Origin of the sequence: Burkholderia sp. AU16482 (assembly GCF_002223285.1) — a bacterium.
GTDB classification, from domain to species: domain Bacteria; phylum Pseudomonadota; class Gammaproteobacteria; order Burkholderiales; family Burkholderiaceae; genus Burkholderia; species Burkholderia semiarida.
On the sequence record NZ_NKEY01000004.1, the window covers coordinates 1,038,455 to 1,061,236 of the forward strand.

The 22,782-nt window shown below is 68.5% G+C and carries 20 protein-coding genes and 1 tRNA gene; 7 read left to right on the forward strand and 14 right to left on the reverse strand.

Going from position 1 to position 22,782, the window contains the following annotated elements:
• The first annotated feature begins 9 nt into the window (after positions 1–9).
• The 4 genes from mreC (at position 10) to rodA (ending at position 5,124) form a co-directional block, all read left to right on the forward strand.
• Positions 10–1,074 (forward strand): rod shape-determining protein MreC, encoded by a 1,065-nt coding sequence (gene mreC, locus CFB35_RS16535; RefSeq protein WP_059573620.1) that lies wholly within the window; start codon positions 10–12, stop codon positions 1,072–1,074.
• A complete protein-coding gene (gene mreD / locus CFB35_RS16540; RefSeq protein WP_006477476.1) occupies positions 1,071–1,583 on the forward strand; it encodes a rod shape-determining protein MreD in 513 nt (170 codons plus the stop codon). The genes mreC and mreD overlap by 4 nt, the downstream gene beginning before the upstream one ends.
• 101 nt (positions 1,584–1,684) lie before the next feature.
• Complete coding sequence (mrdA, locus tag CFB35_RS16545; protein WP_059573619.1) at positions 1,685–3,964, forward strand: penicillin-binding protein 2; 2,280 nt, start codon at positions 1,685–1,687, stop codon at positions 3,962–3,964.
• 11 nt (positions 3,965–3,975) lie between these two features.
• Positions 3,976–5,124, forward strand: coding sequence for a rod shape-determining protein RodA (rodA, locus tag CFB35_RS16550; protein ID WP_059573618.1), 1,149 nt, complete (start codon positions 3,976–3,978; stop codon positions 5,122–5,124).
• Positions 5,125–5,209: 85 nt separating this feature from the next.
• Here the strand turns inward: rodA and CFB35_RS16555 are convergent, their stop codons facing one another.
• The 14 genes from CFB35_RS16555 to def all read right to left on the reverse strand — a co-directional run bounded on the left by CFB35_RS16555 (position 5,210) and on the right by def (position 18,055).
• On the reverse strand, positions 5,210–5,956 hold the full coding sequence (locus CFB35_RS16555; protein ID WP_059573617.1) for a tetratricopeptide repeat protein: 747 nt from the start codon (positions 5,954–5,956) through the stop codon (positions 5,210–5,212).
• Complete coding sequence (locus tag CFB35_RS16560; protein ID WP_059573616.1) at positions 5,953–6,738, reverse strand: HpcH/HpaI aldolase/citrate lyase family protein; 786 nt, start codon at positions 6,736–6,738, stop codon at positions 5,953–5,955. The genes CFB35_RS16555 and CFB35_RS16560 overlap by 4 nt, the downstream gene beginning before the upstream one ends.
• A 346-nt stretch (positions 6,739–7,084) precedes the next feature.
• Complete coding sequence (gene queD / locus CFB35_RS16565) at positions 7,085–7,537, reverse strand: 6-carboxytetrahydropterin synthase QueD (RefSeq protein ID WP_059573615.1); 453 nt, start codon at positions 7,535–7,537, stop codon at positions 7,085–7,087.
• 18 nt (positions 7,538–7,555) lie between these two features.
• Complete coding sequence (gene queE, locus CFB35_RS16570; protein WP_006482565.1) at positions 7,556–8,188, reverse strand: 7-carboxy-7-deazaguanine synthase; 633 nt, start codon at positions 8,186–8,188, stop codon at positions 7,556–7,558.
• A gap of 76 nt (positions 8,189–8,264) precedes the next feature.
• The gene (gene queC / locus CFB35_RS16575; RefSeq protein ID WP_059573614.1) at positions 8,265–8,999 is read right to left on the reverse strand and encodes a 7-cyano-7-deazaguanine synthase QueC; all 735 of its coding nucleotides are present in this window, start codon (positions 8,997–8,999) and stop codon (positions 8,265–8,267) included.
• 351 nt (positions 9,000–9,350) lie between these two features.
• Positions 9,351–9,426, reverse strand: a tRNA-Phe gene (locus CFB35_RS16580).
• Positions 9,427–9,486: 60 nt separating this feature from the next.
• Positions 9,487–10,188, reverse strand: a complete 702-nt coding sequence (esaR, locus tag CFB35_RS16585; RefSeq protein ID WP_059573613.1) for a response regulator transcription factor EsaR — start codon at positions 10,186–10,188, stop codon at positions 9,487–9,489.
• Positions 10,189–12,603: a sensor histidine kinase EsaS gene (esaS, locus tag CFB35_RS16590; RefSeq protein ID WP_059573612.1), complete on the reverse strand. Its 2,415-nt coding sequence runs from the start codon at positions 12,601–12,603 to the stop codon at positions 10,189–10,191.
• Complete coding sequence (locus CFB35_RS16595; RefSeq protein WP_059573648.1) at positions 12,593–13,183, reverse strand: DUF4390 domain-containing protein; 591 nt, start codon at positions 13,181–13,183, stop codon at positions 12,593–12,595. Before CFB35_RS16595 ends, esaS begins: the two co-directional genes overlap by 11 nt.
• On the reverse strand, positions 13,180–14,571 hold the full coding sequence (gene rsmB, locus CFB35_RS16600) for a 16S rRNA (cytosine(967)-C(5))-methyltransferase RsmB (protein WP_060010917.1): 1,392 nt from the start codon (positions 14,569–14,571) through the stop codon (positions 13,180–13,182). The genes CFB35_RS16595 and rsmB overlap by 4 nt, the downstream gene beginning before the upstream one ends.
• 233 nt (positions 14,572–14,804) lie before the next feature.
• Positions 14,805–15,662 (reverse strand): zinc metalloprotease HtpX, encoded by an 858-nt coding sequence (gene htpX / locus CFB35_RS16605; protein WP_006485774.1) that lies wholly within the window; start codon positions 15,660–15,662, stop codon positions 14,805–14,807.
• A 100-nt stretch (positions 15,663–15,762) separates the two neighbouring features.
• Positions 15,763–16,404 carry a LysE family translocator gene (locus CFB35_RS16610; protein ID WP_060010905.1) on the reverse strand — a complete coding sequence of 214 codons (642 nt, stop codon included), beginning with the start codon at positions 16,402–16,404 and terminating at the stop codon, positions 15,763–15,765.
• Positions 16,405–16,524: 120 nt separating this feature from the next.
• Positions 16,525–17,517, reverse strand: a complete 993-nt coding sequence (fmt, locus tag CFB35_RS16615; RefSeq protein WP_060010902.1) for a methionyl-tRNA formyltransferase — start codon at positions 17,515–17,517, stop codon at positions 16,525–16,527.
• 34 nt (positions 17,518–17,551) lie between these two features.
• The gene (gene def / locus CFB35_RS16620) at positions 17,552–18,055 is read right to left on the reverse strand and encodes a peptide deformylase (RefSeq protein WP_059573609.1); all 504 of its coding nucleotides are present in this window, start codon (positions 18,053–18,055) and stop codon (positions 17,552–17,554) included.
• A 192-nt stretch (positions 18,056–18,247) separates the two neighbouring features.
• Here def and dprA point away from each other — a divergent pair, with 192 nt between their 5' ends.
• The 3 genes from dprA (at position 18,248) to CFB35_RS16635 (ending at position 22,769) form a co-directional block, all read left to right on the forward strand.
• On the forward strand, positions 18,248–19,561 hold the full coding sequence (gene dprA / locus CFB35_RS16625; protein ID WP_060010900.1) for a DNA-processing protein DprA: 1,314 nt from the start codon (positions 18,248–18,250) through the stop codon (positions 19,559–19,561).
• A 36-nt stretch (positions 19,562–19,597) separates the two neighbouring features.
• Complete coding sequence (locus CFB35_RS16630) at positions 19,598–19,978, forward strand: thioredoxin family protein (RefSeq protein ID WP_060312278.1); 381 nt, start codon at positions 19,598–19,600, stop codon at positions 19,976–19,978.
• A gap of 193 nt (positions 19,979–20,171) precedes the next feature.
• The gene (locus CFB35_RS16635) at positions 20,172–22,769 is read left to right on the forward strand and encodes a DNA topoisomerase III (protein ID WP_059573606.1); all 2,598 of its coding nucleotides are present in this window, start codon (positions 20,172–20,174) and stop codon (positions 22,767–22,769) included.
• Positions 22,770–22,782 lie beyond the last annotated feature (13 nt).

Consider the following 22,782-nt stretch of genomic DNA (forward strand, 5'->3'; position numbering starts at 1 on the left):
GCGCCGACCATGGAATACAGTCCGCCGCCCCTCTTCAAGCAAGGTCCGCCCGCGCTCGCGCGGCTCATCTTCTTCGTCGCCCTCGCCATCGCGCTCCTCGTGTCGGACGCGCGCTTCAGCACGCTCGAAATCGTGCGCGGCGTACTCGGCACCGTGCTGTACCCGCTGCAACGCGCGGCGCTCGTGCCGCGCGACCTGTTCATGGGCGCGGCCGACATCGCCGTCACCGGCGCGTCGCTGCGCCACGAGAACGACGACCTCCGCAAGCGCAACCTGCAACTGTCCACGCAGGCCAACCAGGCCGCGGTGCTTGCGCAGGAGAACATCCATCTGCGCGCGGTGCTCGAGCTGCGCCAGCACATCGCGACGCAATCGACGCCGGTCGAGATCCAGTACGACACGAGCGACCCGTTCACGCAGAAGATCGTGATCGGCCAAGGCTCGCAGCAAGGCATCCAGGACGGCTCGCCCGTCGTCAGCGAGGACGGCGTGGTCGGCCAGGTCACGCGCGTGTTCCCGCTGCAATCCGAAGTCACGCTGGTCACCGACCGCGATCTCGCGATTCCCGTGCAGGTGCTGCGCACCGGCCTGCGCAGCGTGATCTACGGCACGCCGAAGGGCGATTCGCTCGACCTGCGCTTCGTGCCGACGAGCGCGGATCTCGTCGCCGGCGACGAGCTCGTCACGAGCGGCCTCGACGGCGTCTATCCGCCCGGCCTGCCGGTCGCGAAGGTCGTGCGCGTCGACAAGCTCGCCGATACCGCGTTCGCGCGCGTGACCTGCGCACCGGTCGCGGCCGTGCGCGGCGCGCGCCAGATGCTCGTGCTGCATTACCGGAACGACATCCCGCCGCGCCCGGCCGAGCCCGATCCCGCCGCCGAGAAGAACGCGAAGGGCAAGAAGGGCGCGAAAGCCGCCGCAAAGGGCGAGAAGGCCGAGAAAACCGACAAGGCCGACGCGAACGCGAAGCCGGCCGCCGCGGCCCAGCCCGGCGCGAAGCCGGCGCCGGCGCCGGCCCAGCCCGCCGCCGCGCCCGCGAAGCCCGCCGCCGGGCAATCTGGAGCCCAGCGATGAACCGCCCGCAATACATCCTGCAGCCGGTCAATCCGTACTTCATCGTCTTCAGCCTCGCCGCCGCGTTCCTGCTGAACCTGATGCCGTGGGGCCGCCTGCCCGGCGTGCCCGACTTCGTCGCGCTGGTGCTGCTGTTCTGGAACATCCACCAGCCGCGCAAGGTCGGGATGGGCGTCGCGTTCGCGCTCGGCATCCTGATGGACGTGCACGACGCGGGGCTGCTCGGCGAGCATGCGCTCGCCTATACGCTGCTGTCGTACGGCGCGATCACGATCCACCGCCGCGTGCTGTGGATGCCGATCGGCGTGCAGGTGCTGTACGTCACGCCGCTGCTCGTCGCCGCGCAGCTCGTGCCGTTCGTGATCCGCCTGCTGATGGGCGCCGCGTTCCCCGGTTGGCGCTACCTCGTCGACGGTTTCGTCGAAGCCGCGCTGTGGCCGATCGCGAGCCATCTGCTGCTGATGCCGCAACGCCGCCCGGTCGACCCGGACGATACGCGCCCGATCTGAGCCGGACCGACCTTGAATACCCGCCGCCCCCACGCCCGCCGCGCGCCGCGCTCCGGGGCGGCACCTCGCCCTCGCCCGCGCGCGGGCCAGATTGCCAGTAAATGACCGAATTCAACGACACCCAACAGCAGCTCTCGAGGTTCCGCCTGCGCGTCGCGGCGGCGGGCGTGTTCGTGTTCGTCTGCTTCGGGCTGCTCGCGAGCCGTTTCTTCTATCTGCAGTTGATGCAGCACGGCAAATACGCGCTGCAGGCCGAGGAAAACCGCATCTCGGTCGCGCCGATCGTGCCGAACCGCGGGATCATCACCGACCGCAACGGCGTGATCCTCGCGAAGAACTACTCGGCGTACACGCTCGAGATCACGCCGTCGAAGCTCGACGACACGCTCGACAACACGATCGACAAGCTGTCCGAGATCGTCCCGATCGACGCCCGCGACCGCCGCCGCTTCAAGAAGCTGCAGGAAGACTCGAAGAACTTCGAGAGCCTGCCGATCCGCACGCGGCTCACCGACGCCGAAGTCGCGCGCTTCACCGCGCAGCGTTTCCGCTTCCCCGGCGTCGACGTGCGCGCGCGGCTGTTCCGCCAGTACCCGCTCGGCATGACGGCCGCGCACGTGATCGGTTATATCGGCCGGATCTCGAAGCGCGACCAGGATCGCATCGACGCGATGAGCGACGACAACGACAGCGACCAGGAACACTACGATCCGCGTCGCGACGCGAACAACTACAAGGGCACCGACTACATCGGCAAGATCGGCGTCGAGCAGAGCTACGAAACCGAGCTGCACGGGCTCACGGGCTTCGAGGAAGTCGAGGTGACGGCCGGCGGCCGGCCGGTGCGCACGCTGTCGCGCACGCAGGCAACGCCCGGCAACAATCTCGTGCTGTCGCTCGACATCGGGCTGCAGCAGGTCGCCGAGCAGGCGTTCGCCGGCAAGCGCGGCGCGCTCGTCGCGATCGAGCCGAAGACGGGCGACGTGCTCGCGTTCGTGTCGTCGCCGAGCTTCGACCCGAACTCGTTCGTCGACGGCATCGACCAGCAGACCTGGGACGAGCTGAACAACTCGCCCGACAAGCCGCTCCTGAACCGCCCGCTGCACGGCACCTACCCGCCCGGCTCGACGTACAAGCCGTTCATGGCGCTCGCGGGCCTGACGCTCGGCAAGCGCACGCCGGGCTGGGGCTTCCAGGACCCGGGCTACTTCACGTTCGGCGGCCACACGTTCCGCAACGACGTGCGCTCGGGCCAGGGCTGGGTCGACATGAACAAGGCGATCATGGTGTCGAACGACACCTACTTCTACATGCTCGCGCGCGACCTCGGCGTGAACGCGATCGCGAACTTCATGAAGCCGTTCGGCTTCGGCCAGATCACCGGCATCGACATCCAGGGCGAGGCGCGCGGGATCCTGCCGTCGACCGACTGGAAGAAGAAGGCGTTCAAGAAGCCGGCGCAGCAGAAGTGGTTCGACGGCGAGACGATCAGCCTCGGGATCGGCCAGGGCTACAACTCGTTCACGATCCTGCAGCTCGCGCACGCGACCGCGACGCTCGCGAACAACGGCGTCGTGATGAAGCCCCACCTCGTGAAGGAAGTCGAGGATCCGATCACGCGTGCCCGCCACCTGACGGTGCCGAAGGAAAGCGACGTGATCCCGCTGAAGGCAGCCGACATCGACGTCGTGAAACGCGGGATGGAGAACGTGATCGAGAACCCGTCCGGTACCGCGTACAAGGTGTTCCGCGGCGCGCAGTACCTCGCCGCCGGCAAGACCGGCACCGCGCAGGTGTTCTCGCTGCAGGGCTCGAACTACAAGGGCCACCTGCTCGCCGAGCACCTGCGCGACCACGCGCTGTTCATCGCGTATGCGCCGGTCGACCACCCGCAGATCGCCGTCGCGCTGGTCGTCGAAAACGGCGGCTGGGGCGCCCAGGCCGCCGGCCCGGTCGCGCGTCGCGTGCTCGACTACTACCTGGTCGAGCGCCAGAACCCGAAGAACGAAGCCGCGGCCGTGGCCGCCGCGGCGTCGGCCACCGAGCCGGTGAGCGCGCCCGTGGTCGGCGACACATCGAAGCCGGCCACGATCGCGGCCGGCTTCACCGCGCTGCCGCAGCCCGTCGTGCCGTCGGCAGCCAGCGCGGCCGACGCGGCCACGGGCGCCTCGGGCGCCTCGGGCGCGGCAGGCGCCAGCGCCACGGCGCCGGCCGACGCGAGCGCCGCGGCGCCGATGGCCGCGAGCCTGCCGCCGATCCGGCGCCCGCACCGCCCGCGCCGGCCCGCCAGCGACGCGCAGCCTGCCGTCGCCGCGCCGCGGGACGACAACCATCGTGCGACGGCCCCCGCGAAAGCGGCGGACGCCGGCACCGCTCATTAACGGAGAAAGGCATGCAATTCGACAAGCGCGCCTGGCTCGACAAGATCAAGCAGATGTTCGCGGGCTTCGACCGCCCGCTCGCCCTCATCGTGTTCCTGCTGCTGTGCGTCGGCATCGTCACGCTGTACAGCGCGTCGATCGACGTACCGGGCCGCGTCGAGGACCAGTTGCGCAACATCCTGCTGACCTTCGTGCTGATGTGGGTGATCGCCAACATCCCGCCGACCACGCTGATGCGCTTCGCGGTCCCGCTCTACACGTTCGGGGTCACGCTGCTGATCGCCGTCGCGCTGTTCGGGATGACCAAGAAGGGCGCGAAGCGCTGGCTGAACGTCGGCGTCGTGATCCAGCCGTCGGAAATCCTCAAGATCGCGACGCCGCTGATGCTCGCGTGGTACTACCAGCGCCGCGAAGGCGGGCTGCGCTGGTACGACTTCGTCGCGGCGTTCGGGATCCTGATGGTGCCGGTCGGGCTGATCGCGAAGCAGCCCGACCTCGGCACCGGCCTGCTCGTGTTCGCGGCCGGCTTCTTCGTGATCTATCTGGCCGGCCTGTCGTTCAAGCTGATCGTGCCGGTGCTCGTCGCGGGCGTGATCGCGGTCGGCTCGATCGCCGTGTTCGAGGAACGCATCTGCCAGCCCGAAGTGCAGTGGCCGCTGATGCACGACTACCAGAAGCACCGGGTGTGCACGCTGCTCGACCCGACGTCCGACCCGCTCGGCAAGGGCTTCCACACGATCCAGGCGGTGATCGCGATCGGCTCGGGCGGCGTGCTCGGCAAGGGCTACCTGAAAGGCACGCAGGCCCACCTCGAATTCATCCCCGAAAAGCACACCGACTTCATCTTCGCGGTGTTCTCGGAGGAATGGGGGCTCGCCGGCGGGCTCGTGCTGCTGGCGCTGTACATGGCGCTGATCGCGCGCGGCCTCTACATCGCCGCGCAGGGCGCGACACAGTTCGGCCGGCTGCTCGCGGGCTCGCTCACGCTCGCGTTCTTCGTCTACGCGTTCGTCAACATCGGGATGGTGAGCGGCGTGCTGCCGGTCGTCGGCGTGCCGCTGCCGTTCATGAGTTACGGCGGCACCGCGCTCACGACGCTCGGCATCGCGATCGGGATGATCATGAGCGTCGGCCGGCAGCGGCGGCTGATGAAGAGCTGATCGCGCGGCCCGCACCGCACCGCGCAGCACACGCAAACGGCGCCGCGACGCGCCGTTTTGCATCGGGCCCGCCGAATGCGGCCGCTTACTGCGGCGGCGCGCGCGGCTTGTCTTGCCCCACGCCGGCGCCCGATGCCGGCGCCTTCAGCCGCGCGCTCAGCTCCTTGAATTTCAGGCCGGCCGTCTCGTCGCCCTGCGCGGCGGCCGCCGCGTAATACGCCCGTGCGATGTTCAGGTTCTGCGTGACGCCGTCGCCGCCGTGCTCGTAGAACGATGCGGTCACGTACTGCGCGGTGGGCTCGCCGGCGTCGGCGGCCTGCTTGTACCACGTGAACGCCTGCCGGTTGTCGCGCGGCGTGCCGCGCCCGTCGAGAAACTGGTTCGCGAGCGACAGCGCGGCCTGCACGTGCCCCTGCTTCGCGGCCCGCAGGAACCAGCGGTGCGCTTCGGCCGGATTGCGCGCGACGAACTCGCCGTCGTCGAACATCCGGCCGTACACGTACTGCGCATGCGACATGTTCGCTTCCGCCGCGCGCTTCAGCCAGCGCAGCCCTTCGTCGACGTTCGCCGTCACGCCTTCGCCCGTCAGCAGCATCATCGCGTAATTGAACTGCGCGAGGCGATCGCCGCGCTCGGCCGCATCGTGGAACTGCACCAGCGCCGCGCGATAGTCGCCTGCGTTGTAGTCGGCGACCGCCGATTGCGTCTCGCGCGACGGATCGGGCTTCGCTTGCGGCGCGCCCTGCGCGGCGGCCGCCGCCCACACGGCCCACAGGCCGACCATCGCCCCGATCCGCGCGCGCCTGCGGCACGCACCGTCTGCGCCGTTCATGACCGTACCTCCTGCAACGCCTGTCGCGCCGCGCGCAATAGCCAGCTCACGTCGGCCGACACCGTGATCATCCGATAGCCGGCCTCGCGGTACTGGCGCGCGGCCGCCGTATCGGCCGCGAAGATGCCGACCGCGACGCCCGCCTGCTTGCCGGCCGCGAGCACGCGCGCCATCGCGGTTTCGACGTCCGGATGGCGGATATCGCCGAGATGCCCGAGGCTCGCCGCGAGGTCGGCCGGACCGACGAACAGGCAATCGACGCCCGGCGTCGCCGCGATCCGCTCGACTTCGTCGACGCCGCGCGCCGATTCGACCTGCACGACCACCGCGACTTGCGCATTCGCCGTCTGCAGGTAGTCGCGTCGCATGCCGAACGCCGCCGCGCGCACCATGCCCGCGACGCCGCGCAGCCCGTCGGGCGTTTCGGGAGACGGGAAGCGCGTGAGCCGCACCGCGTGCGCGGCGGCGTCGGGCGTCTCGATACACGGGAACATCAGCGTGCGCGCGCCGGCGTCGAGCGCGCGCTTCACGAGCCACGGCTCGCGCGCCGGCACGCGCACGACCGGCTCGCTCGGCAGGTGCGCGGCGGCGATCGCGCGCAGTTGCGACGCCACGTCGCGACTGTCGTTCGGCGCATGCTCCATGTCGATGCAGAGCCAGTCGTAACCGGCGTGCGCGAGCGCTTCCGCGGCCGAGTCGCTGCCGAGCGACAGCCACAGGCCGTACAGCGGCTCGTCACCGTCGCGCAGGCGTTGTTTGAGGGAATTGGTGAGCGTGCTCATCGATACGGCCTCCGGAGCGGAACGGCAATCGAACGGGACAAGCAACAGGCGAAGCGAAACGCCCGCCGCCGGGCAAGCGAAGCACGGCGGCGGCGGATCGCGCGCCCGAGAACGTGAGTCGGCCCGGGACGGCCGATCTGACAGCGCGGGCCGCGCAATGGGTCACGCGAGCGTTTTTCGGCGCCGCACGACGATCATAGCGCGGCGGGGTGCTCGATGCGGGAACCGACGGGGGAAGCCGTACCGGCGCGGGACTGGCGGCGGCGAGACCGCGGGGGCGTGGGCGCGCGAAAGCGCATCGACGGGCAGCCCGCGCCGCACGGCGGGGCTGCCGGGGCAGGCAGGATCAGCGGCCGGGCTGGCGCTCGACGTCGGCCCAGCAGTTCGGCGTTTCGTACAGCCGCACGCGCTCGAGGCGCAGGTTCACGCCGTAGTGCGCGTCGTACACGTTCGCGAGGATGTCGAACGCGATCGCCGCGAGATTCTCGACGGTCGGGATCCGGTCGATCACGACGGTCTTGTGGTCGGCCATCTGCTCGAGGAACGAGCGCACGACCTCGTCGCGCGCATAGACGAGGAACGCGTGGTCCCACTTGCTGACGAGGTGCTCCATCGCGAGCGCCTTCACATCGGCGAAATCCATCACCATGCCGCGGTCGGGCGCCCCTTCCGTATCGACGAGATCGCCGCGCAGCGTGATTTCGAGCACGTAGCGATGGCCGTGCAGGTTCCTGCACTGGCTGCGGTGATCGGGGATGCGGTGGCCCGCGTCGAATTCGAGTTTTCGGGTAATCAGCACGATGTCAAAAGCCGTGGCTCAGGGAATGTTCAGATATTTGTGGGTCTGCATCGACAGCCGCCACTGCGGATGACGCTTGCACCAGTCGATCGCGAGCTTCGTATTGAGGTCGCGCGACGGGCCGTCCATCGGCTGCACGAGAAAATACTCGAAATCGAGCTTTGCGTAGTCGGCGAGCCGCTGGTTGTCCTGCGGCACGACGACCTTCAGTTCGTTGCCTTTCGTGACGACGAGCGGCGCATCGGCCTTCGGGCTCACGCAGATCCAGTCGATCGATTCGAGCACCGGCAGCGAGCCGTTGGTCTCGATCGCGATCTCGAAGCCGGCCGCATGCAGCGCGTCGACGAGCGGCTGGTCGAGCTGCAGCATCGGCTCACCGCCCGTGCAGACGACGAAGCGGTGCGCTTCGCCTTCCGGCCACAGGCCCGCGATCGTCGCGACGAGCGCGGCGGCGTCCTTGAATTTGCCACCGTTCTCGCCGTCGGTGCCGACGAAGTCGGTATCGCAGAAGCGGCACACGGCCTCCGCACGGTCCTCTTCGCGGCCCGACCACAGATTGCAGCCGGCGAACCGGCAGAACACGGCCGGCCGGCCCGCGTTCGCGCCCTCGCCCTGCAACGTGTAGAAAATTTCCTTGACCGCGTAAGTCATCGTGCTTCGTCCGGCTCGCGCCGCTCGTTGTCGATCAGAATCCGTTGTCCATCAAGCGCTGCCCGCGCGAGCCGCGTCACAGCGGCGCTTCGGTCACCCGCTCGCCCTTCAGGTAGGCTTCGTAGCCGCGCTTGCGCAGCTTGCAGGCCGGGCATTCGCCGCAGCCGAAGCCCCAGTCGTGCAGCTCCGCGCGCTCGCCCACGTAGCACGTGTGCGTCTCGACGCGGATCAGTTCGACGAGCGCGTCGCCGCCGAGCTGTTCGGCGAGTTGCCACGTCTGCGCCTTGTCGAGCCACATCAGCGGCGTCTCGAGCACGATGCGCGTATCCATGCCGAGATTCAGCGCGACCTGCAGCGCCTTCATCGTGTCGTCGCGGCAGTCCGGATAGCCCGAGAAATCGGTCTCGCACATCCCGCCGACCAGCACGCGCAGCCCGCGGCGATAGGCGATCGCCGCGGCGATCGTCATGAACATCAGGTTGCGGCCCGGCACGAACGTATTCGGCAGGCCGTTCGCCGCCGTCTCGATCTCGATCGTGCGCGTCATCGCGGTATCGCTGATCGCGCCGAGCACCGACAGGTCGATCATGTGATCGTCGCCGAGCCGGTCCGACCACGCCGGAAACTTGCGCTTCAACGCTTCGCGCACGCCTTCGCGACACTCGAGCTCGACGCGATGACGCTGGCCGTAATCGAAGCCGAGCGTCTCGACCGTCTGGTAGCGTTCGAGGGCCCATGCCACGCACGTGGCGGAATCCTGCCCGCCGGAAAACAACACGAGCGCGCCGTCTTTAGCGTCTGTCCGAATCACCGTGATACTCCGTGAATGTGTAGGCTCGCGTCGCGCTGCGCCCTGAGGCCGGCTGCCGCCGGGCGGCCCGACACGGCCGGCCTGCGCCGGCTCGACCAGTATAGGCAGCGCGGTCGGCCGAGAATGCGGCGGCGCGCTTATACCGCTCATCGCGCGGCATCGTTGCCGCGCGCCACGGCAGGCGCGCCGCGGGCGGCCGACCATGCGCATGAAGCGATGCGCTAAGTCATTGAGCGGGCACGGATTTTATCATGCCCCGGCGAATGCTGCCGGGCCCGCGGCCCGCGACACGCCATACCCACCACAAACGAAAAACCCCAAGAACCTTCCGATTCTTGGGGTTTTGAATGCTGGTGGCCTGGGACGGAATCGAACCATCGACACGCGGATTTTCAATCCGCTGCTCTACCAACTGAGCTACCGGGCCAACGAAGAATGAAAGTATATCGAGCTATTCATCCCTGAGCAAGTGCTTTCGCAAAAAATTTTACAGCGCGCCTTCGGGCGGCTTCTTGCCGAGCTCGACGCCGAGCTGCTTGAGCTTGCGATACAGGTGCGTGCGCTCGAGGCCCGTCTTCTCCGCGACGCGCGTCATGCTGCCGTTCTCGCGCGCGAGGTGATATTCGAAGTACGCGCGCTCGAACGCATCGCGCGCTTCGCGCAGCGGGATGTCGAACGGGATCGCGGCCGTCTGGCCCGCGAGGCCGAGCGCCGACGCCATGTCGTCGCCGAGCGTCGGCAGCGCCGCCGCGGACGCGACCGCCGCCGGGCCTGCGGGCTGGCCGCCGCCCGCCTTCGCCGCCGCGTTCGCGGATACGGGCGCCGCGCCGCGTGCGAGACCATGCTCGACCGACTTCAGCAGCTTCTGCAGCGCGATCGGTTTCTCGAGGAAATCGAGCGCGCCGATCTTCGTCGCCTCGACGGCCGTATCGATCGTCGCGTGCCCGGACATCATGATCACGGGCATCGTCAGCAGCCCCTGCGCCGCCCATTCCTTGAGCAGCGTGACGCCGTCGGTATCGGGCATCCAGATATCGAGCAGCACGAGATCGGGCGCCTGCTTCAGCCGGTATTCCCGCGCGGCCTGCGCGTTCTCCGCCGCCTCGACGACATGTCCTTCATCGCTGAGGATCTCCGAGAGCAATTCCCGGATGCCCATTTCATCATCTACCACCAGGATGGTTGCCATTTACGCTGCCTTTGTCTGCTCACTTGCTTTTGTCTTGGCGGGCGTCGCCCCGTCCTGCGCGCCCGGTTCGGCGCCTGGCGTATCGCTCGCCATCTGCAGGAAGAGAATCGACACCTGCGCACCCTCGACGGTCTCGCCGTGCATGCGATTGCGCAGATCGATCCGCGCGCCGTGCTCGTCAACGATTTTCTTGACCGTGGCCAGCCCGAGCCCCGTGCCCTTCGCCTTCGTCGTCACGTAAGGCTCGAACGCGCGGGTCAGGATGCGTGCCGGAAAACCGGGCCCGTTGTCGGACACGGTCAGACGTACCGCGACGCGCGTTTTGCCTTCGGCGTCGGGGTCGCCATATTCTACTGTCTTGGTTTCGATCAACACACGCGGATGCGCGGACTCCGCGACCGAATCCTGCGCATTCTGCAGCAGGTTGTGAATCACCTGGCGCAATTGCGTCGCGTCGCCGCGAATCACCGGCAGCGACGGCGCGAGCTCGGCGACGATCGGGCTCTTGCCTTCGCCGACGCCGTACAGCCCGAGCACCTCGCTCGCCAGGTCGTTCAACTGCAGGTTCGCGAGCACCGCCGGCGGCGTGCGCGCGTATTCGCGGAAATCGTCGACCATCCGCTTCATCGCGGCCACCTGGTTCACGATCATCGTCGCGCCGCGCTTGAGCACGTCCGCGTCGGACGGCGCGAGCTTGTCCGACAGCTTCATCTGCAGCCGCTCGGCCGACAGCTGGATCGGCGTCAGCGGATTCTTGATCTCGTGCGCGAGCCGCCGCGCGACCTCGCCCCACGCGACCGACCGCTGCGCGGAAATCACGTCGGAGATGTCGTCGAACACGACGACGTAACCGGACGTCTGCGGATCGTCGGCCTGCCCCTCGACCGTCGACACGAGCCGCGTGCCGCGCACGAGCAGCGTCAGCGGATCGGTTTCGCCCGGCACCTCGATCGCGAACTGCTGCTGCCAGTGGCCGCGATCGCCGCTGCCGCCGTCGGACGCCGCTTCGCGATCGGCGAACGCCTTGCGCACCATCGCGCCGAACCCGGCGGCCACGCCGATCCGGTCGAGCGTCGTGCCGATCAGCGTGTTGAACGGCTGCCGGAAGATCCGCTCGGCGCCGCGATTGGCCGTCGTCAACCGGAACTGGCGGTCGAGCACGAACACGCCGGCCGTCAGGTTCGCGAGGATGCTCTCGAGATACGTCTTCGAATGCTCGAGCGCGATGCGGTTCTTCTCGACCGCGAGCCGCGCCTCGGACAACTGGCGCGTCATCGCGTTGAACGACTGCGTGAGGAAGCCGAGCTCGTCGCGCGTCTTGATCTCGCGCTTCGGCGTGTAGTCGCCTTCCGTGATCTCCTTCGTGCCCTGCGCGAGCAGGAACAGCGGCCGCGCGAGCTGCTGGCCGAGCGCGAGCGCGAGCATCATCGCGATGAAGGTCGCGAGGAACAGCGCGAGCGTCAGCGTGCCGATGTACATCTTGCGCAGGCCGGTGCGGCCAAGCGACTTTTCCTGGTACTCGCGGTACGCGCGCTGCACGGCGTCCGCGTTGTGCGCGAGCCCGGGCGGCACCGGCTGCGTGAGCTGCAGGAACCGCTCCGCCGGCTGCAGCAGCGACGTCGTCGCATCGGGAATCGGCCGCACGACGCGCAGCCGCAGCGCGCCCTTCGCGCCGTGCGCGCGCGGGTCGCCGTCGACTTCGCCCTCGATCGCCGCATACGCGCCGTGTTCGCGCGCCTGGCTCAGCATCAGCGGCGTCGGCAGGTCGTCCGGAATCAGCGCCGCGAAATTGCCCGACGCCTGCGCGACGATGTGCAGGTCGGGCGCCGCGCCGGAGCCGCCGCGGCTCGGCTCGACGATCGTCGCGTCCTGCACGCCGAACTGGTCGCGCAGCCGCAGCAGCGTGAGCGTCGTGCCGTTCGTGTTCGCGTCGACGCTCGCGAGCTGGTCGGACATCAGCCGCGCCTTCGTCTGCAGATCGGACAGCGACGCATCGAGCATCCCGCGGCCGAGGTTCAGGCCGGCCGTCAGCGCCGTCTCGACGTTCACGTCGAACCACGACTCGATACTGCGCGACACGAACTGGTACGACACGATGTAGATGATCCCGCCCGGCACCACGCCGACGAGCGCGAAGAACACCGCGAGCTTCGCGAGCAGCCGCGTGCCGAACTTGCCTTTCCTCAGGCGCGCGACGATCATCCCGATCAGCCCGAGCACCACGAGCAGGAACACGAGCGCGACGACGATGTTGGTCGCGTACAGCCACGAGTAATAGCGGTCGAAGAATTCGGTGTTCGCGCTCGCGGCCGCGAGCAGCACGAGCAGCAGCAGCGCGGTCAGCGCGACGGTCGAGACGATCACGCGCACGAGGAGGCTCTTCCCGCTGGCCGCGCGGCGTACTTTATTTAGCACGTTCGGTCACCGTGAAATTGAAGCGCTTCCAGTCCGACCCGAGCGTCCAGTCGCGGTTGTTCACGGCATCGACCTGGAACGGCTTCGGCATCAGCGCCGTATCGAGCTGCATCCGCACCGATGCCGTGTAGGTTTCGCCCACGCGCACCTGGTTGCGATCGATCACGTGCCACGACGTGATGTGCCGGACGACCGCGAGCGCATCCTTCAACGACGGGAAACCGAGCTGCAGGCCGCCCGTCGACACGCGATACTCGCGCGTGAGCGGCTGGAACGACAGGCGGATCGTCTGCGTGACGGACACCGGCTGCTCGTCGAACCAGTACCAGCGCGCGCGGCTCAGCTCGAAGTCGGTCGTGAAGTAGAGCGGGATGCCCTTGTTGACGGCATCCTCGAGGTTCGGATTCAGCTCGAAGTCGAAACGCGCGTCGAGGCTCCAGCCGCTTCCGTCGGCCTGGAGCGACGCGCGCTGCACGGCGATCGATTCGGCATGCGCCGGCCGGACGATGGCCACGCATAGCGTCAACGCAACCAGCAAGACGGCCGCGAGCCGAAAGGGAAAAAGGTGTTTGATCGTCACCGTTTCTGAAACCGCGCGTAGAAAAATCCGTCGTGATCGGTGTTCTGGTCGAGTGCGCCGGCGGCCGCCCGTCCGTGCGCGCCACCCGGCAGCAGCTGGCCGGGGGCGTCCAATCGTACCGCATCTTCACAGGCCGCTTCAAACCAGCGGGCCTGCAATTCGCCTTCTTCGGGGAAGATCGAACAGGTCACGTACAGCAGTTCGCCGCCCGGCTTCACGAGCGGCCACAGCGCCGACAGGATGCGGCGCTGCTCCGCGACCAGCGCCGGGATATCGGCCTCGCGGCGCAGCCAGCGGATGTCGGGGTGCCGCCGCACGATGCCGGACGCCGAGCACGGCACGTCGGCCAGGATGCGATCGAACGGGCGCCCGTCGTACCACGCGTCCGGCGCGCCCGCGTCGCCGACGCGCACCTCCGCCGCGAGCGACAGCCGCACGAGATTCTCGCCGATACGCGCCGCGCGCGTCGCGTCGCTTTCGAGCGCCACGACTTCCGCGTCCGCGAGTTCGAGAATATGGCCCGTCTTGCCGCCGGGCGCCGCGCATGCGTCGAGCACGCGCATGCCGTCGCGCGCGCCGAGCCATTCGGCCGCGAGTTGCGCGCCGGCGTCCTGGACCGACACCACGCCGTCGGCGAATCCCGGAATGCGATCCACCGGCAGCGCCGACGCGAGCCGCACCGCATGCCGGCCGATCGCGGTCGCGTCGATCCCGCTCGCGCGCAGCGTGTCGAGATACGCGTCGACGCTCGCGCGGCGCGCATTCACGCGCAGCGTCAGCGGCCCCTGACGCTCGCCGGCCGCGAGAATCGCCTGCCACGCGTCGGGCCATGCGCGCTTCACCGCATCGACCCACCATGCGCGGTAGTTCCAGCGCGCGACCGGGTCGTCCTGCATCGCCGCGACGAGCGCGTCGCGCTCGCGCAGGAAACGGCGCAGCACCGCGTTGACCATCCCCTTCGCGAATGCGAATTCGCGCCGCGCACCGATGACGGTAACGGCCTGGTCGACCACCGTGAACGCCGGGTACGCGGCCTCGTCCGCCGGGTCGAGCAGCAGCGCGAATGCGCCGGCGAGCACCGCGTGTACGTGCGCGGGCGGCGCCTTGCTGACGAACCGGCCGATCAGCCAGTCCGCGCTGCCGAGGTGACGCATCGTCCGGTAGGCGACGTCCTGCGTCGCGCCGCGCGCGAGCGCCTGCGCACCGGACGGCATCTGCGCGAACACCGCCGACAGCGCCGCCGGCAATGCGGTGCCGCGCCGCACCGCATCGACCGCCTGCGCGGCCGCGTCGAGCGCGAAGCCGAGCGAATCGGGCGCCAGATGCAGCGCGGCCAGGCGCGCCGGGCGGCCGGAAGGAGTCGAAGCGGAAGAACGGGGTCGTGTCATCGGTGCGGAATCGGCAAACAGGCGCGGCAATCAGCTGCGGCAAACAAATGCGGCAAACGGCGGGATCGCAGCCGCCAGACGGCCTGGCGATCCCAAACCGCGCATTGTAGCGTGCGGCCATGCCGCCCCTTTGGCCCCTTTACGGCGCACGCAAATGAAACACCCCGCAGCGCGGAGCATGCGGGGTGGCGGGGCGGCCTCCGCGCGGCAACGGCCGCGCGGTATGCCGGAGGTCAATCGAAGCGGCCGGTGCGCGCCATCTCCATCAGGCGCGCGATGCGCTCCTCGGTGGCCGGGTGCGTCGAGAACAGGTTCTGCAGGCCGCCGCCGTGCAGCGGATTCATGATCATCATCTGCGCGGTGGCCGGATGCGCCTCGGCCGCCTGGAACGGGATGCCCGCCGCATAGCGATGGATCTTGTCGAGCGCGGTGGCGAGCGACTGCGGATCGCCGGAAATCTGCGCGCCGCCGCGGTCGGCCTCGAACTCGCGCGCCCGCGAAATCGCCATCTGGATCAACGCGCCTGCGATCGGCGCAAGCAGCGCGACCGCGATACCCGCGATCGGGTTGGCTGGCCGGCCGTTCTCGTCGCGCCCGCCAAAGAACATCGCGAAATTCGCGAGTGCCGAGATCGCACCTGCCATCGTCGCCGTGATCGTGGAGATCAGGATGTCGCGGTGCTTCACGTGCGCGAGCTCGTGCGCCATCACGCCGCGCATCTCGCGCTCCGACAGCACGCGCAGGATGCCCGTCGTCGCGGCGACCGCCGCGTGCTCGGGGTTGCGGCCCGTCGCGAACGCGTTCGGCGCGTCCTCGTTGATCAGGTAGACGCGCGGCATCGGCAGGTTCGCGCGCGTGGCCAGCTCGCGCACCATCCGGTAGAACTGCGGCGCCGTGTTCTCGTCGACTTCCTGCGCGTTGTACATGCGCAGCACCATCTTGTCCGAGAACCAGTACGAGAAGAAATTCATGCCGAGCGCGAACAGCAGCGCGATCGTCATGCCGCGCGAGCCGCCGATCATCCCGCCGATCACGATGAACAGGGCCGTGATCGCGGCCATCAGCATCGCCGTTTTGACCCAATTGAACATACCCACTCCTTATCCGTCAGGGGACCCGCCGCGCTTCACAGCGCACGGCGGAAAATTGTAAGCGATTTGTTAGATAAGGTCTCGCCGGAAAAATTCAATCTCAGCGTTGCGAAGCGGCCAGACGCAGGCCGAGGCCGACGAAAGCGCTGCCGACCGTGCGATCGAGCCACTTCTTGACGCCCGGCTTGCCGGAAAAGCGCTGCGTGACAGTGCCCGCCACCCACGCGACCAGGCTCGTCCAGACCGTGCTCATCGCGACGAACACCGCGCCGAGGGTCAGGAACGCCCATGCCTTGTGCGGACCGTCGGCCGATACGAACTGCGGGAAGAACGACACGAAGAACAGCACGACTTTCGGATTGAGCACGTTGGTCCAGAAGCCCTGCATGAACAGCTGGCGCAGCGGCCTGGCGGCCGGGACCTGCACGGCTTCCGCGCCCGACGGCGCGGCGGCCGGCTTCGCGATAACCATCCGCACGCCGAGATAGATCAGGTACGCGGCGCCGACCAGCTTGATCACCGTGAACGCGGTTGCCGACGCCGCCAGCAGCGCGGTCAGCCCGAATGCGCACGCAAGTGCGTGGACGCAGCAGCCGGCAGAAATGCCGAACGCCGACATCAGCCCCGCGCCGCGCCCCTGTGCGACGCTGCGGCCGACGATGTAGGCCGTGTCGGGGCCGGGCGTGATGTTCAGCAGGAAAACCGCGAACACGAAGAAGCCGAAATGGGTGATGCCGAACATGAAGACCTCGAAACCGGAAAGCGCAGGGAAATTCTACGCGCGCCTGCCGCACCGCGCGACTCGGCCGTCCGGCCAGTTGCGCCGGGCCGGCAGACCGGGTCGAATGGCGCTCGGGCCGTGTCAGTCGGCGTCGGGCAGCGCGAAACGCTGGCCGGCGGCGAGCGGCGAACCGGCGAGGAATTCGCGCGCGGGCAGCCGCTTGCCGCCCGGCTTCTGCAACTGGGTCACGCGCAGTGCGCCGCTGCCGCACGCAACCACCACGCCTTCCGGCGCGGCTTCGACGATCGTGCCGGGCGCCGCGTCGGCAATCGTGCCGCGCGCCGCCATGGGCTCGGCCGCCCACAGCTTGATGGCCGCACCGTCGAGCGTCGCGACGCCGCCCGGGAACGGATCGAACGCCCGCACCTGGCGTGCGAGCACGTCGGCCGGCTTGCGCCAGTCGAGCGCCGCTTCGTGCTTGCCGATCTTTTCCGCGTAGGTCACGCCGTCGGCCGGCTGCGGCGTCGCCGGCAGCGTGCCATCGCGCTCGAGCCGCACGAGCGCGTCGACGATCAGCCGCGCGCCGTCGGCGGCGAGACGGTCGTGCAGCGTCGCGGTCGTATCGTCGGGCGCGATCGCCGTGCGCGCCTCGTCGATCATCGCGCCGGTGTCGAGGCCGGCGTCCATCTGCATCAGCGTGACGCCCGTCTCGGCGTCGCCGGCCTCGATCGCGCGATGGATCGGCGCGGCGCCGCGCCAGCGCGGCAGCAGCGACGCGTGAATGTTGATGCAGCCGGCGCGCGGGATGTCGAGCACTTCCTGCGGCAGCAGCAGGCCGTACGCGGCCACCACCATCACGTCGTGCGGCGTCGCGCGCAGCAGCTCGATCGCGTCGGCCGCCTCCGCCGGGTACTTGCCCGCGCGGCGCAGCGACGGCGGCTGCGCGACGGTCATCCCGTGCTCGACGGCGTAGCGCTTCACGGCGCTCGCCTGGAGCTTCATCCCGCGGCCGGCCGGGCGATCGGGCTGGGTGAGCACGAGCGGCACCGGGAAACCGGCCTCGTGGATCGCGGCAAGGGCAGCCGCGGCGAATTCCGGCGTGCCGGCAAAAATCACGCGCAACGTATGGGTCATGACAGCGTTCGGGGTCGGGCTGGGCGTGCGCGCATCACATCGCGCGTTCGAGTTTCTTCATCTTCGTCTTGATACGCGTCTGCTTGAGCGGCGACAGGTATTCGACGAACACGCGGCCCATCAGGTGATCCATCTCGTGCTGGACGCACACGGCGAGCAGCCCTTCGCAGTCGAGCTCGAATGCCTCGCCGTGCTCGTTGAGCGCGCGCACGCGCACGTGGTCGGGCCGCTCGACTTCGTCGTAAATGCCGGGCACCGACAGGCAGCCTTCTTCATAGGTCTGCTTCGCGTCGCTCGACCACACGATTTCCGGGTTGATGAACGCGCGCAGTTCGTTCTTCTCCTCGGAGACGTCGATCACGATCACGCGCTCGTGCACGTCGACCTGCGTGGCCGCCAGGCCGATCCCGGGCGCCGCGTACATGGTCTCGGCCATGTCGGCGACGAGCTTGCGGATCCGGTCGTCGACCTTGTCGACGGGCTTCGCGACCTTGTGCAGCCGCTTGTCGGGGTAATGAAGAATATTGAGCAAAGCCATGGTGTTCGGTGTTCGGTATTCGATGGGGCGGCGCGCCGCATCGGCCATCCGGCCGGCTGGCGCCGCCGCCGCGATGCAATGAAGATGAGGCGGATGCGTGGCATATCAATGCCGCGGATCGCGCCTCCTGCAATCGGCCGGGCGCCTGCGCGCACGGCCCTGTCGAGTATTTCGGATGATGAAAATTTTATCATGGCGTCACGCGCTGCGCTGGCCGCCGCATTCGAGGGCCGTCTCATGTCGCCGCAAGCGCTGACGCCCGCCGCGCTGCGCGCCTGGCTGCAACTCGCGCATGCGCCCGGCCTCCCGCCCGCCGTGCTGCAGATTTTACTCGCCGCGTTCGGCTCGCCGGCGGCGTTGCTGCGCGCGTCCCACGAGGCGATCGCCGCCGTGGCCAGCCCCGCCGCCGCGCAGGCCGTGCGCGCGAGCGAGCGCGACGATCTCGATACGCGCACCGACGCCGCACTCGCCTGGCTCGACGGGCCGGGCAACGTGCTCGTCACGCTGAGCGATCCGGCCTACCCGCCGCGGCTGCGTGATCTGCACGATCCGCCGCCGCTGCTATATGTAAAGGGGCGGCTCGATCTGCTGCACGCCCGCGGCCTCGCCATGGTCGGCAGCCGCCACGCGACGCCGCAGGGGCTCGCCGACGCCACGCTTTTCGCACGCGGGCTGTCCGATGCGGGCCTCACGATCGTCTCGGGCCTTGCGCTCGGCATCGACAGCGCCGCGCATCGTGGCGGGCTCGATGGCCGCTCGGGCACGGTCGCGGTGATCGCGACCGGCGCCGATCTCGTCTATCCGGCGCGGCACCGCGCGCTCGCCCACGAGATCGCCACGCACGGCGCGATCGTGTCGGAATGGCCGCTCGGCACGCCGGCCCGCGCCGCGCATTTTCCCCAGCGCAACCGGCTGATCGCCGCGCTCGCGCTCGGCGTGCTCGTCGTCGAGGCCGCGCCGCGCTCGGGCTCGCTGATCACCGCGCGGCTCGCGAACGAATTGGGGCGCGACGTGTTCGCGATGCCCGGTTCGATCCACGCGCCGCTCGCGCAGGGCTGCCACGCGCTGATCCGCGACGGCGCGAAGCTCACCGCGGCGCCGTTCGACGTGCTCGAGGAATACGGGCTGGGCGAGCCGGCGGCGCAAGCACCGGCCGGCACGGTGCGGGCCGCCGACCCGGGCCCGAACGCCGGCGAAAGCGGCGAACCCGAAACGGCCGGCGGCGCGCCGGCGAATCGCGCCGTCGCGGCCGCCGCATCGCCCCGGATCGAAGCCGCGTCACCGGTCACCCCGTCGGAACAGGCGGTGCTCGCTGCCCTGGGATACGGCCCCGTGACGTACGAATGGCTGGCCGAGCACAGCGGCCTGTCCGACGACGTGCTGCATGGCGCGCTGCTCGCGCTGGAACTGGCCGGCCGCGTCGCGAGCGTCGCCGGCGGACGGTTCGCGCGGCTTGACGCGGCGCCCACCCCGTCCGCGCGGGGCGTGCTACATTCCCCGCCATAGGGGCGGCCCGGCCGCCGACGCTACCCAAGGAATGCCATGCCCGCGCTGAATCTCGACACCGACGCAGATCGGATCGCCGAGCGCCTCGCCGATCCCGGCACGTTGCTGGTCGCCTGCCTGTGCGCCGAGTGGTGCGGCACGTGCCGCGACTACCGGACCGCCTTCGACCAGCTCGCCGACGCGCATCCGGATGCCTGCTTCGCGTGGATCGACATCGAAACCCATGCCGACCGGCTCGACGATCTCGACGTCGAGAACTTCCCGACCATCCTGATCGAGGATGCCCACACCGCGCGCTTCTTCGGCACGGTGCTGCCGCACGCGGCGATCGTCGAGCGCATGCTGTCCGACCTGAGCGCGGTGCCCGGTGCGCCGCACGCACCGAAATTGCGCGACGTCCTGACCGTCGAAGCCTGAATTCGCGGGCCGGCGCGGCAGGTTTCGCGCAGGTTCGCGCGCTGCGCCGCGCCGGACGCTTGCCGCCGTTGCGGCCCCCCTCTATGATGAGCCGCTTTTTACACGCCGAGCCGCCGTCGCTGCCGCGTGTGCTATAAAGCGGTCGTAAAAGGGACCCACGCCGGCGAACCCGGTCTACCAACACACACCTGTCATGTCCAAAGCACTGATCATTGCGGAAAAGCCTTCTGTCGCGAACGACATCGCACGCGCTTTGGGCGGCTTTACCAAGCATGACGAGTATTACGAGAGCGACGATTACGTCCTTTCGTCCGCTGTCGGCCACCTGCTGGAAATCGCCGCCCCGGAGGAGTACGAGGTCAAGCGCGGGAAATGGAGCTTCGCGCATCTGCCCGTCATTCCCCCGCATTTCGACCTGAACCCGATCGCAAAAAGCGAGTCGCGCCTCAAGGTGCTCACGAAGCTGATGAAGCGCAAGGACGTCGACCGCCTGATCAACGCATGTGACGCGGGGCGCGAAGGCGAGCTGATTTTCCGCCTGATCGCGCAGCACGCGAAGGCGAAGCAGCCGGTCCAGCGTCTGTGGCTGCAATCGATGACGCCGCAGGCGATCCGCGACGGTTTCGCGAACCTGCGCAGCGACTCGGACATGCAGCCGCTCGCCGACGCCGCACGCTGCCGCTCGGAAGCCGACTGGCTCGTCGGGATCAACGGCACGCGCGCGATGACCGCGTTCAACAGCAAGGGCGGCGGCTTCTTCCTGACCACCGTCGGCCGCGTTCAGACGCCAACGTTGTCGATCGTCGTCGAACGTGAAGAGAAAATCCGCCGCTTCGTCCCGCGCGACTACTGGGAAGTGAAGGCCGAATTCGCGTGCGCGGGCGGCTTCTACGAAGGCAAGTGGTTCGACCCGAAATTCAAGCGCGACGAATTCGATCCGGAAAAGCGCGACTCCCGCCTCTGGAGCCTGCCGGCCGCCGAAACGATTGTCGCCGCCTGCCGCGACCAGATCGGCACGGTGTCCGAGGAGTCGAAGCCGTCGACGCAACTCTCGCCGCTGCTGTTCGACCTGACGAGCCTGCAGCGCGAGGCGAACAGCCGCTTCGGCTTCTCCGCGAAAAATACGCTCGGCCTCGCCCAGGCGCTGTATGAAAAGCACAAGGTGCTGACCTATCCGCGTACCGATGCGCGCGCGCTGCCGGAAGACTATCTTTCGACGGTCCAGTCCACGCTCGAGATGCTCAAGGAGAGCCACAACTACCTGCCGCATGCGAAGCAGGTGCTCGACAAGGGATGGGTGAAGCCGAACAAGCGGATCTTCGACAACTCGAAGATCAGCGACCACTTTGCCATCATCCCGACGCTGCAGGCGCCGAAGTCGCTGTCCGAGCCTGAGCAGAAGCTGTACGACATGGTCGTGAAGCGCTTCCTCGCGGTGTTCTTCCCGGCGGCCGAATTCCGCGTGACGACGCGGATCACCGAAGTCGCGGGCCATCACTTCAAGACCGAAGGCAAGGTGCTCGTCGAGCCGGGCTGGCTGCAGGTGTACGGCCGCGATGCCGAAGGCGCCGACGCGAACCTCGTGCCGGTGCAGAAGGACGAGAAGGTGAAGACGGACGAAATCGCCGCCGTCGCGCTCGTGACGAAGCCGCCCGCACGCTACTCGGAAGCGACGCTGCTGTCCGCGATGGAAGGCGCGGGCAAGCTGGTCGAGGACGACGAGCTGCGCGAGGCGATGGCCGCGAAGGGTCTCGGCACGCCGGCGACGCGCGCGGCGATCATCGAAGGCCTGCTCGGCGAGAAGTACCTGCTGCGCGAGGGCCGCGAACTGATCCCGACCGCGAAGGCATTCCAGCTGATGACGCTGCTGCGCGGCCTCGGCGTGAAGGAACTCACCGCGCCCGAGCTCACCGGCGAATGGGAATACAAGCTGTCGCAGATGGAGCGCGGCAATCTCGGGCGCGACGCGTTCATGCAGGAAATCGCCCGCATGACGCAGCAGATCGTCAAGCGCGCGAAGGAATACGATTCCGACACGATCCCCGGCGACTACGCGACCCTTCAGACGCCGTGCCCGAACTGCGGCGGCCAGGTGAAGGAAAACTATCGCCGCTTCGCGTGCACGAAGTGCGACTTCTCGATCTCGAAGATCCCGGGCAGCCGGCAGTTCGAGATCCCGGAAGTCGAGGAATTGCTGCAGAAGAAGGAAATCGGGCCGCTGTCCGGGTTCCGCAGCAAGATGGGCCGCCCGTTCTCGGCGATCCTGAAGCTGTCGTTCGACGACGAGACGAAGAACTACAAGCTCGAGTTCGATTTCGGCCAGGACCAGGGCGGCGAGGAAGGCGAAGCGCCCGACTTCTCCGCGCAGGAACCGGTCGGCGCGTGCCCGAAGTGCAAGGGCCGCGTGTTCGAACACGGGATGAGCTACGTGTGCGAGCACTCGGTGGCGAACCCGAAGACTTGCGACTTCCGCTCGGGCAAGGTGATCCTGCAGCAGGAAATCACGCGCGAGCAGATGGGCAAGCTGCTGGCCGACGGCCGCACGGACTTGCTGCCGAACTTCAAGTCGTCGCGTACCGGCCGCAACTTCAAGGCGTTCCTTGTGAAGCAGCCGGACGGCAAGATCGGCTTCGAGTTCGAGAAGAAGGAGCCGAAGGCGGCCGCCGCGAAGAAGACGGCCAAATCGGCGACGAAGGATGCCGAAACCGTGACCGAAGGCGCCGAAGAGAAACCGGCGCCGGCCCGCAAGACCGCCGCGCGCAAGACGACGGCGCGCAAGACGGGTTCGTGACGGCCCGGCCGCC